The sequence below is a fragment of the Streptomyces rapamycinicus NRRL 5491 genome (assembly GCF_024298965.1).
Classification (GTDB): Bacteria; Actinomycetota; Actinomycetes; order Streptomycetales; family Streptomycetaceae; genus Streptomyces; species Streptomyces rapamycinicus.
In genome coordinates, this window is record NZ_CP085193.1 from 7778389 (window position 1) to 7794718 (window position 16330).

Genomic DNA, 16330 nt, shown 5'->3' on the forward strand with positions numbered 1-16330 from the left:
GCCGGGGGGCGTCGGATAACTTGAGTCCGTGAGCAACAAGGTCAAAAAGAACGCCGTGCGCGCCGGTGCAGTCATCGCCGCGACGACGGCGATGCTGCTGATGTCGTCCCCCGCGTTCGCGCTCACCCGCGACGACGGTGACGACCCGGGTCCGGGCCTGAGTGTCGCCGAGACACTGGGCCTCTATGTCGCTGCGCCGATCATCCTGTTCCTGGTGATCGCGGGTCTGGTGATGGCGGGAGACAGGAAGTCCCGTAGGCAGACCGACTGACGCGATCGATCGACGAAGCGCGCACGCCGCTGCGGAGCGCCCCGGCCATCCGGCCGGGGCGCTTTTGTTGTGTACGGGGCGACTCGCTCAGCCCGGATCGCCAAGTGGGAGCGCGTCACGCCGAGTTCACCATGTGTCATCCACACGCCCTGACCTGTTTATTTTCGCTTTAACCTACGGTGCCGTAACCTACGGGTCCGTAGGTATAGCCCGTCGCCCCCGTCCCCTGGAGCCCCCACCGTGACACTCGCCCCCTCCCACCGCCACGGTCAGGCCGTCTGGAGCGACACCCAGCTCCTGTACGCGCTCGAAGAGGTCGTCGAGACCGAGCTCAACCGGCATCTGAAGGTCGCCAAGGAGTGGATGCCGCACGAGTACGTCCCCTGGAGCGACGGCCGGAACTTCGACGGGATCATGGGCGGTGAGGCATGGGCGCCCGACCAGTCCAAGGTCAGCGAGGTCGGCCGGATAGCGCTTGTGGTCAACCTGCTCACCGAGGACAACCTCCCCAGCTACCACCACGAGATCGCGAGTCTCTTCGGACGGGACGGCGCCTGGGGCACCTGGGTGCACCGCTGGACGGCGGAGGAGGGCCGGCACGGCATCGTGATGCGCGACTACCTGCTGACCAGCCGCGCCGTCGACCCGGTGCAGCTGGAGCGGTTCCGCATGGAGCACATGTCCGAGGGCTTCGAATCGGACAACCAGCACAGCATGCTGCACACCGTGGCGTATGTCGCCTTCCAGGAGCTGGCCACCCGCATCTCGCACCGCAACACCGGCCACCACTCCGGCGACCCGGTCTGCGACCGGATGCTGGCGCGCATCGCCACCGATGAGAACCTGCACATGATCTTCTACCGGAACCTGCTCGGGAAGGCGTTCGAGCTGGCCCCCGACCAGACCATGTGCTCCGTCCGCGATGTGGTCGTCAACTTCCGGATGCCGGGCCACGGAATGCCCGGCTTCGAGCGCGCCGCCGCCCAGATCGCCATCGGCGGCATCTACAACCTGCGCATCCACCACGACGACGTCCTCCAGCCCGTGCTGCGCTTCCTGAAGGTCCTGGAGATCGGCGGGCTCGGTCCGGAGGGGCTCAAGGCGCAGGAGGAACTGGGGCTCTACATGGGCGGATTGGACGATCAGGCCACCAAGTTCGACGAGCGGCGCCAGGCGCTGCTGGCCCGTCGCAGGGCCCGTGCCGAACGGGCGTGATCACTCTGGCACCATCGGGTGATGGTCGAACATTCATCGCAAGATGCGGCGGTGGATCCGGAAGCCGAAGCGGCCCGGCTGAGGGCCGCGGCGGCGGCCGGGAAGCCGGGCGCGTACCGGGCCTACGCCGAACTCCTCACCGGCCTGGGCCACGTGGACGAGGCCCTGCCATGGTGGGCCAGGGCCGCCGACGCCGGGGACGCGGACGCCTCGCGCACGCTCGCGATCTGCCATAAGGACCGCGGCGAGTTCGCCGAGGCCGAGCGGTGGTACCGCACGGCCGCCGATCGCGACGGCGGCTGTGCGTTCGGTCTGGCCCGGCTGCTTCAGGAGGCCGGTGACACGACCGGCGCTGAGCGGTGGTACGAGCACGGGGCCGCGCTCGGCAGCGTCGAGTGCAAGACCAACGGCGCCGTACTGCTGGCCGCCCGCGGCGCATGGGACACCGCCCTGGAGCGGCTGGCCCAGGCGTCCGCCGAGGGCGACGACGTCGCCGCCCACAGCCGCCGGGCCATCCAGGACATGCTGAGGGACCTGGACGGCTGGCGGGCGGCCCTCGCCCGGGCGGAGGCCGAGGGCGACCCCGAGGAGGCGTACGAGGCGCTGCGCGAACTGCTCGACCCGGAGCGCAAGGCGATGTTCGAGCGCTACCCCCGGATGGTCGCGGAGGCCGAGGCGCTGTACGCCCGCGCGGCCGCGGTCGGCGGCGCCAAGGCGCTGGTGGACCAGGCCCTCTTCATCGCCCGCGACGACGGCCGCTGGGCCGAGGCCCGCGCCCTCGTCGAACGCGCCCATGAGCGGGGCTACGACGGCGCGGCGTACGTCCTCGGCGTCTGGGCCGAGGAGAACGGCGAACTCCGCGCCGCCGAGGAGTGGTACCGCACGGCCCACGAGGTGGACGGCGGCCACATGTGGGCCTGCTTCAACCTCGGGGTGCTGTGCGTGCGGCAGCGGCGGCTGGAGGAGGCGGAGCGGTGGCTGCGGGCCACGGGGGTCGACGGGGCCGAGGGCGACGACGGGGTCGAGGGTGTCGACGGTGTCGGCCGTGTCGGCGGTCTCGGCGGTCTCGGCGAGGAGGATGGCCCGAACCCGTTCGACGAGGGCGAGGAGCGGATCGTCATGGCGCTCCGGGACATCGCCGCGATCCGGGCCGACCCCGAGCGGATGCCGCCCCCCGAGTGGGAGGAGCGGCTGCCCGCGCTGCGGGCCCGCGCCGAGGAGGGCGGCCCGGACGCCTGGTTCGCGTACGCCGACGCGCTGGACCGGCTGCACCGGCTCCCGGAGGCCGCCGAGTGGTACCGCAAGGCGGGCACCCCGCGCGCCCTGCTCGCCCTCGGACGGATGCTGTACGAAGGGGGCGGCGCCAAGGGGCTGCGGATGGTGCCGTACTACGAGCCCGCGGCGGCGGAGGGGGACGGCGGTGCGGCGTATGACATCGGCCGGATCCACGACGAGGCCGGGGACCGGCGTACCGCCCAGATCTGGTTCCGCCGGGCGGCCGACCTGGGTCACGGGCGCGCCGCGTGGTGGCTGGGCTGGACGTCGGAGGAGCGCGGCGGGGATCCGCAGCACGCCGAGCGCTGGTACGTACGCGCCGCGCGCAGCGGGCTTGTGCCGCCCGCGTTTCTGGCGGGGCGGAGCATGGTGCGGCGGGGGGCGTGTGCGGAGGCGGAGCCGTTGTTGAGGGTGGCGTGTGAGGGGGAGCACGAGGAGGCGCCGTACTGGCTGGCGGAAGCGTTGCGGGGGCTGGGGCGGACGGAGGAGGCGGAGCGCTGGCTCCGGGTCGCCGCGTCGGCGTACCCGGACCTCCTCCGCCAATACGGCGAAATGGCCCGCCTGGCCTTACGAGACCCTGGGTAAACCAGTTTGTGGGCATGCGTTCCGCCCCGCGGAACGCATGCCCACAACCCACCGACCACATTCGCGCCGTGGTTAGCTTGCCGCGGCGTCCGCCGCTTGGGCGCGGAGGGCGCGGTCGATGCCCGCCCGTGACTCCGTCACCAGACGCCTCAGCGCCGCCGTCGGCTCGGCGGACGCGAGCCACGCGTCCGTCGCGTCCAGGGTCTCCGGCGCGACCTGCAGCGTCGGGTACAGGCCCACCACGATCTGCTGCGCCATCTCATGGCTGCGGTTGTTCCAGACGTCCTTCGCCGCCGCGAAGTACTTCTCCGTGTACGGCGCCAGCAGCTCCCGCTGATCGGTCTGGATGAAGCCGCCGATCACCGCCTCCTGCACGGCGTTGGGCAGTTTGTCGCTCTCCACGACCGAGGCCCATGCCTCCGCCTTGGCCTCCGGTGTCGGCCGCGCGGCCCGCGCCGTCGCCGCGTGCCGCTCGCCCGCGGAGGTCTTGTCGCGCTCCAGCTCCGCCGCGATCGCGGCCTCGTCGGCCCGCCCCGTGGCGGCGAGCCGCACCAGCAGGGCCCAGCGCAGCTCGGTGTCGATGACCAGGCCCTCGATCGTCTCGGTGCCTTCGAGCAGTCCGGAGACGAGGTCCAGCTGGGCGTCGGTGCGGGCGGTCGCGGTGAAGGCCCGTGCCCAGGCCAGCTGGTGGTCGCTGCCCGGCGCCGCCGCCCGCAGGTGGTCGAGCGTGGCCTCGGTCCACTGGGCCAGGCCCGTCTCGCGCCAGTCCGGCGCGGCGTACAGGTCCAGGGCCAGCTTCACCTGGCGGTGCAGCGACTGGACGACGCCGATGTCCGACTCCTTGGCGACGCCCGAGAGCACCAGCGCGAGGTAGTCGCGGGTGGCCAGTTCGCCGTCGCGGACCATGTCCCAGGCCGAGGCCCAGGACAGCGCGCGCGGCAGCGACTCCTCGAAGTCGCCGAGGTGCTCGGTGACCACGGCCAGCGAGTCGGGGTCCAGCCGCACCTTCGCGTAGGTGAGGTCGTCGTCGTTGAGCAGGATCACCGCGGAGCGCTTGGTGCCGGTCAGCTGCGGCACCTGGGTCAGCTCGCCGTCCACGTCCAGCTCGATCCGCTCGGAGCGGATCAGCTTGCCGGTCGGGTTCAGGTCGTAGAGCCCGATGGCGATGCGGTGCGGCCGCAGCGTGCCACGCGGCGGAGCCGCATCATCGGACACAGTGCCCTTGGCGCCGGGCGGAAGCGCCGGGGCCTCCTGCCGCACCGCGAAGGAGGTCACCGTGGAGCTCGCGTCCGTCTCGATCTCCGGCCGCAGCACATTGATGCCCGCCGTCTCCAGCCACTGCTTGGACCAGGTCTTCAGATCGCGCCCGCTGGTCTCCTCCAGCGCGCCGAGCAGGTCCGACAGCCGGGTGTTCCCGTAGGCGTGGCGCTTGAAGTAGGCCTGGACGCCACGGAAGAACTCGTCCATCCCGACGTACGCGACCAGCTGCTTGAGCACCGAGGCGCCCTTGGCGTACGTGATCCCGTCGAAGTTGACCAGGACGTCGTCCAGGTCGTTGATCTCGGCCATGATCGGGTGGGTGGACGGCAGCTGGTCCTGCCGGTAGGCCCAGGTCTTCATGGAGTTCGCGAAGGTGGTCCACGAGTGCGGCCACCTGCTGCCCGGCGCATGGGCCTGGCAGGCGATCGAGGTGTAGGTGGCGAACGACTCGTTCAGCCACAGGTCGTTCCACCACTCCATGGTGACCAGGTCGCCGAACCACATATGGGCCAGCTCGTGGAGGATGGTCTCGGCGCGCGTCTCGTACGCCGCGTCCGTCACCTTGGAGCGGAAGACGTACTGGTCGCGGATGGTCACCGCGCCCGCGTTCTCCATCGCGCCCGCGTTGAACTCGGGCACGAACAGCTGGTCGTACTTGGCGAACGGGTACGCGTAGTCGAACTTCTCCTCGAACCACGCGAAGCCCTGCCGCGTCACCGCGAAGATCGCGTCCGAGTCGAGGTACTCCGCGAGCGAGGGACGGCAGTAGATGCCCAGCGGCACCGAGCGGCCGTCCTTCTCGTAGGAGCTGTGCACGCTGTGGTACGGGCCGACGATCAGCGCGGTGATGTACGTGGAGATGCGCGGGGTCGGCTCGAACCGCCAGACGTTGTCCTTCGGCTCCGGCGTCGGCGAGTTCGAGATCACCGTCCAGCCCTCGGGCGCCGTGACGGTGAACTGGAACGTGCCCTTCAGGTCGGGCTGCTCGAAGTTGGCGAACACCCGGCGGGCGTCGGGCACCTCGAACTGGGTGTAGAGGTACGCCTGCTGGTCGACCGGGTCGACAAAGCGATGCAGCCCCTCACCGGTGTTGGTGTAGGCGCAAGTAGCGACCACCCGCAGCTCGTTGCGCCCGGCCAGCAGCCCCGGCAGGGCGATCCGCGAGTCCTTGAAGACCTCGTTCGGGTCGAGCCTGTCGCCGTTCAGCACCACCTCGTGCACCGTGGGCGCCACCAGGTCGATGAACGACTCCGCGCCCGGCTCGGCGGCGTCGAAGCGCACCGTGGTCACGGAGCGGTAGGTACCGCCCTCCTGGGCGCCGCTCAGGTCCAGTTCGATCTCGTACGCGTCCACCGTGAGGAGGCGCGCCCGCTGCTGCGCTTCCTCCCTTGTGAGGTTGGTGCCAGGCACGTCGGCCAACTCCCGTTCGTCATGTGCGGTACGCCATGCGTCAGGCGGATGGCCATCCTCGCACGTCGGACGGTCAGTGCCGGTAGACCGGCTTGCCCACGAGCGGACGCCGGGAGGGGAGCGGCCAAAGCGGCCGCTCCCCTCCCGGGCGAATCGTGGGCGTCAGGTCAGGTCGGCCGCCACCAGCTCGGCGATCTGCACCGCGTTCAGCGCCGCGCCCTTGCGCAGGTTGTCGTTGGACAGGAACAGCGCGAGGCCGTGCTCGACCGTCTCGTCCACCCGGATCCGGCCCACATAGCTGGGGTCCTGGCCCGCGGCCTGGAGCGGGGTCGGGATCTCCGAGAGCGCCACGCCCGGGGCCGCGGCCAGCAGCTCGTAGGCGCGCTCCACGCTGATCGGACGCTCGAAGCGGGCGTTCACCTGGAGCGAGTGGCCGGTGAAGACCGGGACCCGGACGCAGGTGCCGGACACCTTCAGCTCCGGGATCTCCAGGATCTTGCGGCTCTCGTTGCGGAGCTTCTGCTCCTCGTCGGTCTCGAACCGGCCGTCGTCGACGATCTTCCCGGCCATCGGGAGCACGTTGAACGCGATCGGGCGGGCGTACACCCCGGGCTCGGGGAACTCCACCGCCGCGCCGTCGTGGGTGAGCTCGGCCGCGCGGTCGGCGGTCTTGCGGATCTGGCCGTCGAGCTCGGCCACGCCGGACAGCCCGGAGCCGGAGACGGCCTGGTAGGTGGTGGCCACCAGGGCGGTGAGCCCGGCCTCGGTGTGCAGCGGGCGCAGCACCGGCATGGCGGCCATGGTGGTGCAGTTCGGGTTGGCGATGATGCCCTTGGGGCGGTCCACCGCGGCGTGCGGGTTGACCTCGGCGACCACCAGCGGCACCTCGGGGTCCATCCGCCAGGCCGAGGAGTTGTCGATCACGACCGGGCCCTGGGCGGCGACCTTTTCGGCCAGCGCCCTGGAGGTGGCGCCGCCGGCGGAGAACAGGACGATGTCCAGACCGGAGTAGTCGGCCGTGGCGGCGTCCTCGACGGTGATCTCGGTGCCGCGCCACGGGAGCGTACGACCGGCCGAGCGGGCGGAGGCGAACAGCCGCAGCTGCTCGGCCGGGAAGTCACGCTCGGCGAGCACCCTGCGCATCACTCCGCCGACCTGGCCGGTCGCTCCGACGATTCCGATCCTCATATCAGCCCTTTTCCTTGGTTGTGCCTGTTCGAGGCGCCTACCCTCCTGGCAAGTGTCTCAGGCGGGTCCGTTACCGTCCCGTGATTTTTCCCACGGTGGGAGCGGTTCCCGGATGTGGCGGGGGCGGTTCCCAGATCTGATGAACGCCGAGTGAGCGGAAGAATTCCTGTTCACAAGGGCGCGATGACCGTTTGCCACCGCCAAGATCCACGTGTGGAGATCGGCGGCCCGCGTTGCCGCCTCGTTCACTCCCAGGCCATCCCCGATGCCAACGATCCCAGGTGAGGACAGCCGCGCTGTCCGCCCGCCACCGCGTGTCCACTCGGGGAGATCGCGCATGTCCCGCATACGGTCCGTACGGTCCGCCGCAGCTGCCGCCGCCACCCTCGACCGTCGCACCTTCCTCGCCGCCGCCACCGCCACCGGTGCCACGGCCGGCCTGGGAATCGCCTTCGGTCCAGGCAGCGGCTCGGCCGGTGCCTCCCAGCCCGCCACCGCGTACGCCGCGGGCCGCCGGGTGGTGCAGGCCCCGGCGGCGCCCTCGACGGTCGGTACGACGCTGGAGACGTTCTCGGCCGCACACGGCGCCACCGGCTACCGGCGGCTCGCCGACGGCCCCGCCTGGGCCCGCGAGGTCCGCACCGAGATCACCGGCGCCAAGGGCGGCCGCGCGGACCGGCGCACCGCGCTCGCCTCGTTCGTCCAGCTCACGGATCTGCATCTGACCGACGTCCAGCACCCGATGCGCTACGAATTCCTGCGCTCCGGGCGCGCCGGGGCATGGCGGCCGCACGAGGCGCTGACCATCGCCGGGGTCGCCTCGCTCATCGAGCGGATCAACGGGCTGCGCGGCGGACCGGCCACCGGGGCGCCGCTGTCGTTCGTCATGACCACCGGCGACAACACCGACAACAACGCCAAGATCGAGCTGGACTGGTTCCTGACCGCCATGAACGGCGGCCGGATCACCCCCAACAGCGGCGATCCGCGTCGCTACGAGGGCGTCCAGAACAGCGGGCTCAAGGAGTTCTGGCACCCCGAGGAGGCGCTGCGCGACGCCGACAAGAAGGCCGGCTTCCCGCGGATCGACGGCTTCCTCGAGGCCGCGCTGCGCACCGTGAACAGCCCCGGGCTGCGGCTGCCGTGGTACTCCACCATCGGCAACCACGACGATCTGGCGGGCGGTGTCTACTCCCTCGGCCACGACTACTACACCGACTTCGCCACCGGGAAGCGCAAGCTGGAGATCATCCCGGCGGCCGCCGCGGAGCGGCTGTTCAAGGGCACGCGGGTCGGGGACGACCCCAAGGGCGTCCAGATGAAGGCGCTGCTGGACGCGCACGCCAAGGACATGCGCACGGTCACCCCCGACGAGCGCCGCGCGCCCTTCACCCACGCCGAGTACCTGGCCGCGCACCTCGACCCGGCCGCCGCCGGCTCCGGACCGGTCGGCCACGGCTACACCAAGGACAACCTCGAGCAGGGCACGCTCTACTACTCGTTCCGGATCTCCGAGAACATGATCGGCATCAGCCTGGACACCACCGACCCGGGCGGCCACTACACCGGTTCGCTCGGTACCGCCCAACTGCGCTGGCTGGAGCGGACGCTGAAGGCCCACAAGGACGACTACGTGATCGTCTTCAGCCACCACTACAGCCGCAGCCTGGACAACATGAACCACGACCCGGGCCGCCCGGGCGAGGCGCGCCACGGCGGGGACGAGGTCGTCGCCCTCTTCCAGCGCCACCCCAAGGTGCTGGCCTGGATCAACGGCCACAGCCACCAGAACGAGATCACCCCGCGTGGCACCTTCTGGGAGATCACCACCGCCTCGCACGTGGACTTCCCCCAGCTGGCCCGGGTGTTCGAGGTCGTGGACAACCACGACGGCACGATTTCCCTGTTCACCACGCTCATCGAGTCGGCCGCGCCGCACCGCACGGACTACTCGGACCTGTCCCAGACCGGTCTCGCGGCCCTCTACCGCGAGCTGTCCTTCAACGCGCCCGGCGCCAGCCAGACGCTGGCCGGCGACGCGGCGGACCGCAACACCGAGCTGCTGCTGCGCAAGCCCTGAGCCGCCCGGCGGGCCCCTGAGCCGCCCGGCGGGCGCTTCAGCGCGGCAGGACCACCACATAGGAGGCCGGTTCGCGGTCGGCCGCCGCGATCAGGGCGGTACGGACCACCGCGGCCTGCTCCTCCGGTGACTCCCGGAGCTTCTTCGGGGTCACGCGCACGACCGTGATCCCGAGCCGCTCCAGGTGCTCGCGCTTGCGGCCGAAGCCGCCGCGCCAGACCTCCTCGTCCTGGCGCGGCGCCCGGGCGTCGATCTCCACCGCCACCGCCTGCTCACGCCAGTAGGCGTCCACCCCGCCGAGGGCGGGACCGCCGGGCAGCCGCAGCTCCACGTTCCACAGCGGCTCGGGCAGATGGTGGCCGCGCACCATGTCGTACAGCCGCCCCTCGGCGATCGCCCGGCCCTCGGCGAGCAGCGCGTCCACGGCGTCCACCACATGCGGCCGGGACAGCAGCCGGGCCGAGTTCAGCTCCGCGACGACGGCCGCGGCCTCGCAGTGGCCGTGGCGCACGGACTCGGTGAGCAGCCTGCGGACCAGTACGGCGTCGGTGAGCCGGGCGACGGCGTCGGCGAGGGCGCGGGCCACCGGGACGGTGGGCACGCCCGCGAGGTACTGGGGGGCGGGCAGGGTGCCGGCCCGGACGAAGCGGACGAAGCCGGTGGCGCGCAGCCGCCGGGTGCGCGGCACGAGGACGTCGATGTGGTCGAGGGAGGCCAGCGGGGGAGCGGAGGAGAAGTGGCGCAGGGCGAGCGCCGCCAGCCCGGTGATCATCGCTTCGCCGCCCGGCTCGCCACCGCCCGGCGCCGATCCGTCGGCCCCCTGGCCCCGGCTCGCGGTGTACAGCAGCGCGGCCAGCAGCCGCTCCTCGCTGGTCGCCGGGCCCGGGTGGAGCAGATGGACGCCCGGCAGGAGCTGCTGCCAGGGCCCGCCGGCCCGGCAGCGCTCCGCGGCGACGGACGCGGTCACACCGTGCTCGCGCAGCTGACGTGTCGTCAGGACCCGGCGCTGGACGTCCGAGAGGTGGTGGAGGGGGCGGGGGGACAGCGGCGTGTTGTGGCTCATGCCTCCGCCATTCCCGCGCCCGCTCCACCGGCTAACCGCTGTTACACAGTCGTCGACAAAAGCGGACAACGCCGTACTAAAGTACGGCAGTTCGAATGCCGAAAAGAGCTCCCCTCTGCTCCCGAAAGAGCTCCCCTCTTCTCCCGGAGGAGCTCCCGCTTCGGTCGGACGTTCGCGTCAGGCGGCCGCCCTCGCGTCGCACTCCTGGCCGCGCAGGGAGCGGGCGAGGTCGTCGCGGGCCTCCAGGACCAGTCGGCGCAGCGCGGGGGCGGCGTCCGGGTGGCCGTCCAGCCAGGCGTCGGCCGCGTCCAGGGCGTGGACGTCGCCCTGGGAGGCCGGGAACAGGCCGCGCACGATCGCCATCCCGATCTCGATCGACCGCTCCTGCCAGACGCGCTCGATCACCTCGAAGTAGCGCGGTGCGTACGGCGCCAGCAGATCCCGCTGGCCCGGCTGGTCGAAACCGGAGATGGTGGCCTCCACCAGCGCGTTGGAGAGCCGGTCGGACTCCACCACCGCGTCCCACGCCTCGGCCTTGACCGCGGCGGAGGGCCGGGCGGCCAGGCACCGCACCTGGTGGCGCTTGCCGGAGGCGGTGTCGTCGCGGGCCAGCTCGGCGGCGATCAGCGCCTCGTCGGCCTCGCCGCTCGAGGCCAGCGCGGCCAGGAACGTCCAGCGCAGCTCCTGGTCCACAGCCAGCCCGTCGATCCGGGCCGTGCCGTCCAGCAGCCCGCGCAGCAGCCGCAGCTCGGAGTCGGCGACGGCCACCTGCGCGAAGAACCGGGCCCAGGCAAGCTGGTGCCCGCTGCCCGGCTCGGCCAGCCGCAGCTCGCTCAGCGCGCCCTCGGCCAGCCGGGCGGCGGCCTCCTCGCGCGCGTCCGGCGCCGAGTAGTTGTGCAGGGCGGACAGCGCCCACGCCTGGACCATCTGGAGCACCCCGATGTCGCTCTCGGTCCCGGCGAACCGGCGCACCAGCTCCAGATAGTCGCGGGCGGGCAGCAGCGCGTCGCGGGTGAGGTTCCACAGCGCGGACCAGCTCAGCGCGCGGGCGAGGGGGTCGGCCAGCTCGCCGAGGTGCTCGCGCAGGGTGTCCAGCGAGCCCTCGTCGAAGCGGATCTTGCAGTAGGTGAGGTCCTCGTCGTTGACCAGGATCAGATCGGGCCGGGCGGCACCGGCCAGCTCGGGGATCACCGTACGGGGGCCGTCGACGTCCACCTCGGCGCGGGCGTAGCGCACCAGTGCCCCGGGGCGCTCCCCGGCCGGGGCCTCCTTGCGGTACAGCCCGACGGCCACCCGGTGCGGCCGCAGCGTCGGGTGACTCCCGGCGGCCTCCTGGACCACCGCCAGCTCGGTGATGTGCCCCTCGGCGTCATAGGTGGCGTGCGGCGTGAGCGAGTTGACCCCCGCGGTCTCCAGCCAGGCGCGCGACCAGGTGGCCATGTCCCGCCCCGAGGTCTCGCCGAGCACCGACAGCAGGTCCGACAGCCGGGTGTTGCCGTACGCGTGCCGCTTGAAGTAACGCCGCGCGCCCTCCAGGAAGGCGTCCTGCCCGACATAGGCCACCAGCTGCTTGAGCACGGACGCGCCCTTGGCGTAGGTGATCCCGTCGAAGTTGAGCTTGGCGTCCTCCAGGTCACGGATGTCGGCCGTGATCGGATGGGTGGACGGCAGCTGGTCGGCGCGGTACGCCCATGCCTTGCGGCGGTTGGCGAAGGTGATCCAGCCGTCGGTGAAGCGGGTCGCCCCGACCAGCGAGAAGGCCCCCATGAAGTCGGCGAACGACTCCTTGAGCCACAGGTCGTCCCACCACTCCATGGTCACCAGATCGCCGAACCACATATGCGCCATCTCGTGCAGGATGACGTTGGCCCGGCCCTCGTACGACGCCTTCGTGACCTTGCCGCGGAAGATGAACTCCTCCCGGAAGGTCACACAGCCCGGGTTCTCCATCGCGCCGAGGTTGTACTCCGGCACGAACGCCTGGTCGTACTTGCCGAACGGGTACGGATAGTCGAAGTGGTCGTGGAAGAAGTCCAGACCCTGCTTGGTGACGGTGAAGATGTCGTCCGCGTCGAAGTGCTTGGCCAGCCCCTTGCGGCACAGCGCGCCCAGCGGGATCTCCAGCGCCGAGCCGTCCGGCAGCGTGCGGCGGTAGAGATCGCTCTCGTAGTGGTACGGACCGGCGACCACGGCCGTGATGTACGTCGAGATGGGCCGGGTGGTCACGAAGTGGCTGGTCGCGGCGGCGTCGTCGGCACCGGACGGCTCCACCCGGTCCACCGCCCCGTTGCTCAGCACCGTCCAGCCCTCCGGGGCGGTCACCGAGAAGGTGAACGGGGCCTTGAGGTCCGGCTGTTCGAAGTTGGCGAAGACCCGGCGGGCGTCGGCCGGCTCGTACTGGGTGTAGAGGTAGACCTCGCCGTCCTCCGGGTCCACGAAGCGGTGCAGCCCCTCGCCGGTCCGGCTGTACGCGCACTGCGCGTCCACCACCAGTTCGTTCTCCGCGGCGAGGCCCTCCAGCGCGATCCGGGAGCCGTCGAAGACAGCCGCCGGGTCCAGCTCCCGCCCGTTGAGCCGCACCGAGGTCACCGAGGGCGCCAGCAGATCGGCGAACGTCGCGGCCCCCGGCTCGGCGCAGCGGAAGCGGACCGTCGTCGTGGAGCGGTAGGTGCGCGGCCCGGACCCGGTGTGCTCACCCACCGCGGACCGCAGATCGAGCGCCACCTCGTAACCCTCGACGGCCAGCAGCTTCGCCCGCTCACGGGCCTCGTCACGGGTCAGGTTCTCACCGGGCACGACGCGGCTCCCTCGCCAATGTCTCGCATCTCGGATATCGGACAGCGGAAATCATGTCACGGGGCACCGACACGCGGCATCGGGGAATGAGCCCCCTTCCGTGCGCGTTGGCTGAAGCAACCAGCTCTCTATTCGTTTGTGATACCTACGCGCCCGTTCAAGGAGAAATCGTGACCGAGACTGCCAAGACGCCCGCTGATTTCTGGTTCGATCCGCTGTGTCCCTGGGCCTGGATGACCTCGCGCTGGATGCTCGAGGTGGAGAAGGTGCGCCCGGTCGAGGTGCGTTGGCACGTCATGAGCCTGGCCGTGCTCAACGAGCCCAAGCTGGATGAGCTGCCCGAGGAGTACCGCGAGCTGCTGAAGACCGCCTGGGGCCCGGTCCGGGTCTGCGTCGCCGCCGAGCAGAAGCACGGCAGCGACGTCCTCGGCCCCCTCTACACCGCCCTCGGCACCCGCTTCCACAACCAGGGCCTGGAGAAGAACCGCGAGACGATCGTGGCCGCCCTCGAGGAGGCCGGTCTGCCCGCGGAGCTCGCCGACTTCGCCGACTCCGACGCGTACGACACCGAGCTGCGCGCCTCCCACAAGGAGGGCATCGACCTGGTCGGCCAGGACGTGGGCACCCCCGTCATCGCCGTCCCGGGCTCGGACGGCGAGCAGGTCGCCTTCTTCGGCCCCGTGGTCACCCCGGCCCCCAAGGGCGAGGACGCCGCCAAGCTCTGGGACGGCACCCTGATGGTCGCCTCGATCCCCGGCTTCTACGAGATCAAGCGGACCCGCACGGTCGGCCCGATCTTCGACTGACCTCTTTCTCCGCTTTCTCCGCTTCTCCGCCGCCACGGCAGGGCCCCCGCGCGAGTCGACCGCGCGGGGGCCCGTTTCCGTTCTCCGGTGGCTTTCCGGCGGCTCAGCCGCGGCGGCCCACCAGCTTCCAGGCGGCCGGGAGCGCGCCCATCGCCAGGGCGGCCTTCAGGGCGTCACCGATCAGGAAGGGGGTGAACCCGGCCGCGATCGCCTCACTGAGGGAGATGTGGGTGGCCAGCGCCAGGTAGGGGACGCCCACGGCGTAGGTGACCGCCGAGCCGACCGCCATGGTGCCCGCGGTGCGCAGCACCCCGCGGTCACCGCCGCGCCGGGCGAGCGCGCCCACCACGGTCGCCGCCAGCAGCATGCCCAGCACATAGCCGAACGACGGCATGGCGGCGCCGGAGCTGCCCTCGGCGAACCACGGCACGCCCGCCATGCCGACCAGGGTGTACAGCGCCAGCGACAGGAAGCCGCGCCGGGCGCCCAGCGAGGTGCCCACCAGCAGGGCGGCGAAGGTCTGGCCGGTCACCGGCACCGGCGAGCCGGGGACGGGCACCGAGATCTGGGCCGCGAGGCCGGTGAGCACGGCGCCCCCGACGACCAGGGCGGTGTCGCGGGCCAGGACGCGCCGGGCGGGAAAGACCGCGTCCGCGAGGACCGTACCGGGTGTGGCGGCGGCAGAAACAGTGCTCATCGGCGATGCTCCCAGGTCAGAGGGTGGATACCGCGACGCTAACCCGGAGTGGGGGCCGCGGGCACCGTCGGATGACCACAAAGCCGGACGCAGCGGCTTGGCGGCTTCTGGCAGAGATCCCTGATACGGAGCGTGACACGAGTGTCCGATATCCAGAAAAGACTGTCCGCGATGTTGTCCCCATGGGACACGCCCTTCACACTAGGGGCGTTTTGCATCCGCCACCGGCGCTCGTCGTAAGGGACAGAGAAGAAGAATGAACCGGACACCCGCGTCCTCGGCGCCCTCCGGCGCCGCCGAGGCGACCGGCACGGGCGCGAGCGCCACGCCGCCGCTCTCCCACGGCCTCAAGCAGCGCCATCTGTCGATGATCGCACTCGGTGGCGTGATCGGCGCGGGGCTGTTCGTCGGCTCCGGCGCCGGAATCGCCGCCGCCGGTCCGTCGATCGTGGTCGCCTATGTGCTGTCCGGGCTGCTGGTGCTGCTCGTGATGCGGATGCTCGGCGAGATGTCGGCGGCCAACCCGGCCTCGGGCTCGTTCTCCGTGCACGCCGAGCGGGCGATCGGGCCGTGGGCCGGGTTCACGGCGGGCTGGATGTTCTGGATCACGCTGTGCGTGGCCCTCGCCGCCGAGGCGATCGGCGCGGCCGGGATCATGGTCCAGTGGTTCCCGGGCACCGAATCCTGGATGTGGGTCGCCCTCTTCATGGCGGTCTTCTGCGGCACGAACCTCGCGGCGGTCAGCAACTTCGGCGAGTTCGAGTTCTGGTTCGCCGCGCTGAAGATCGCCGCGATCACCATCTTCCTCGTCCTGGGCGTGCTCGCGATCCTCGGCGTCCTGCCGGGCACCGACGCCCCCGGCGGCTCCCATCTCAGCGGTGACGGCGGCTTCCTGCCCAATGGAGTGAACGGCCTGGTCGTCGGCCTGCTGGCGTCCGTCTTCGCCTACGGCGGCCTGGAGACGGTCACGATCGCGGCGGCCGAGTCCGAGAACCCGGTCAAGAGCGTCGCGGTCGCGGTGCGCACCGTGATGTGGCGCATCGCCCTCTTCTACGTCGGCTCGATGCTGGTCGTGGTCACGCTCATCCCGTGGAACGACAAGGCCGTGGTCGAGAGCGGGCCGTACGTGGCCGTGCTCAACTACCTCGACATCCCGGCGGCCGGCGACATCATGAACGTGATCGTGCTGATCGCGCTGCTCTCCGCGATGAACGCCAACATCTACGGCGCCTCCCGGATGTCCTACTCCCTGGTCGCCCGCGGCGAGGGTCCCGCCTTCCTGGGCCGGGTCACCGGCGGCGTTCCCCGCCTCACCGTGCTCGCCTCCTCCTTCTTCGGCTTCGTCGCGGTGCTGCTCAGCTACTGGTGGCCGGACACCATCTTCAAGTGGCTGCTCAACATGGTCGGCGCCGCGGTACTGGTGGTCTGGGGCTTCATCGCCGCGGCCCAGCTGCGGATGCGGAGCCGCTTGCAGCGGGAGGCCCCGGAGAAGCTCGTGGTGAAGATGTGGCTCTTCCCGTACCTGACCTGGGTCGCGCTGGCCGGCACGGCGGGGGTCCTGCTGCTGATGCTGCGCGAGGCCGACACCCGCAGTCAGCTGTACGCCACGGCCGTGCTGGCGATCGCCCTCGCCATCATCGGTGCCGTACGGCAGCGGATGGCGGCGGCGCGGCACTGACGCCGG

11 protein-coding genes are annotated in these 16330 nt (G+C 71.3%); 6 read left to right on the forward strand and 5 right to left on the reverse strand.

The annotated features are described in order from the left end of the window. Positions 1-28: 28 nt before the first annotated feature. From LIV37_RS32340 to LIV37_RS32350, 3 genes are all read left to right on the forward strand, one after another. Complete coding sequence (locus tag LIV37_RS32340) at positions 29-271, forward strand: hypothetical protein (protein WP_020871298.1); 243 nt, start codon at positions 29-31, stop codon at positions 269-271. A 240-nt stretch (positions 272-511) separates the two neighbouring features. Further along, positions 512-1486: an acyl-ACP desaturase gene (locus tag LIV37_RS32345; protein WP_020871299.1), complete on the forward strand. Its 975-nt coding sequence runs from the start codon at positions 512-514 to the stop codon at positions 1484-1486. A 21-nt stretch (positions 1487-1507) separates the two neighbouring features. Then, positions 1508-3346 carry an SEL1-like repeat protein gene (locus tag LIV37_RS32350; RefSeq protein ID WP_254807127.1) on the forward strand — a complete coding sequence of 613 codons (1839 nt, stop codon included), beginning with the start codon at positions 1508-1510 and terminating at the stop codon, positions 3344-3346. Between the two features lie 72 nt (positions 3347-3418). Here LIV37_RS32350 and pepN (LIV37_RS32355) read toward each other — a convergent pair whose 3' ends face one another. Both pepN (LIV37_RS32355) and LIV37_RS32360 read right to left on the reverse strand, forming a co-directional pair. Next, positions 3419-6016 carry an aminopeptidase N gene (gene pepN / locus LIV37_RS32355; protein ID WP_121825142.1) on the reverse strand — a complete coding sequence of 866 codons (2598 nt, stop codon included), beginning with the start codon at positions 6014-6016 and terminating at the stop codon, positions 3419-3421. 162 nt (positions 6017-6178) lie between these two features. Further along, positions 6179-7204, reverse strand: a complete 1026-nt coding sequence (locus LIV37_RS32360; RefSeq protein ID WP_020871302.1) for an aspartate-semialdehyde dehydrogenase — start codon at positions 7202-7204, stop codon at positions 6179-6181. 337 nt (positions 7205-7541) lie between these two features. On the opposite strand from LIV37_RS32360, the gene LIV37_RS32365 reads away from it, so the two are divergent. Then, positions 7542-9284 carry a TIGR03767 family metallophosphoesterase gene (locus LIV37_RS32365; protein WP_020871303.1) on the forward strand — a complete coding sequence of 581 codons (1743 nt, stop codon included), beginning with the start codon at positions 7542-7544 and terminating at the stop codon, positions 9282-9284. A 37-nt stretch (positions 9285-9321) separates the two neighbouring features. On the opposite strand, the gene LIV37_RS32370 is transcribed toward LIV37_RS32365, so the two are convergent. Next, complete coding sequence (locus LIV37_RS32370; protein WP_020871304.1) at positions 9322-10347, reverse strand: hypothetical protein; 1026 nt, start codon at positions 10345-10347, stop codon at positions 9322-9324. A 177-nt stretch (positions 10348-10524) separates the two neighbouring features. Beyond that, the gene (gene pepN, locus LIV37_RS32375) at positions 10525-13143 is read right to left on the reverse strand and encodes an aminopeptidase N (protein WP_020871305.1); all 2619 of its coding nucleotides are present in this window, start codon (positions 13141-13143) and stop codon (positions 10525-10527) included. Between the two features lie 170 nt (positions 13144-13313). Between pepN (LIV37_RS32375) and LIV37_RS32380 the strand changes: the two genes are divergently transcribed. Further along, positions 13314-13949: a mycothiol-dependent nitroreductase Rv2466c family protein gene (locus LIV37_RS32380; RefSeq protein WP_020871306.1), complete on the forward strand. Its 636-nt coding sequence runs from the start codon at positions 13314-13316 to the stop codon at positions 13947-13949. A gap of 103 nt (positions 13950-14052) precedes the next feature. Here LIV37_RS32380 and LIV37_RS32385 read toward each other — a convergent pair whose 3' ends face one another. Next, positions 14053-14646 (reverse strand): biotin transporter BioY, encoded by a 594-nt coding sequence (locus LIV37_RS32385; protein WP_020871307.1) that lies wholly within the window; start codon positions 14644-14646, stop codon positions 14053-14055. Between the two features lie 256 nt (positions 14647-14902). On the opposite strand from LIV37_RS32385, the gene LIV37_RS32390 reads away from it, so the two are divergent. Further along, complete coding sequence (locus LIV37_RS32390; RefSeq protein WP_020871308.1) at positions 14903-16324, forward strand: amino acid permease; 1422 nt, start codon at positions 14903-14905, stop codon at positions 16322-16324. Positions 16325-16330 lie beyond the last annotated feature (6 nt).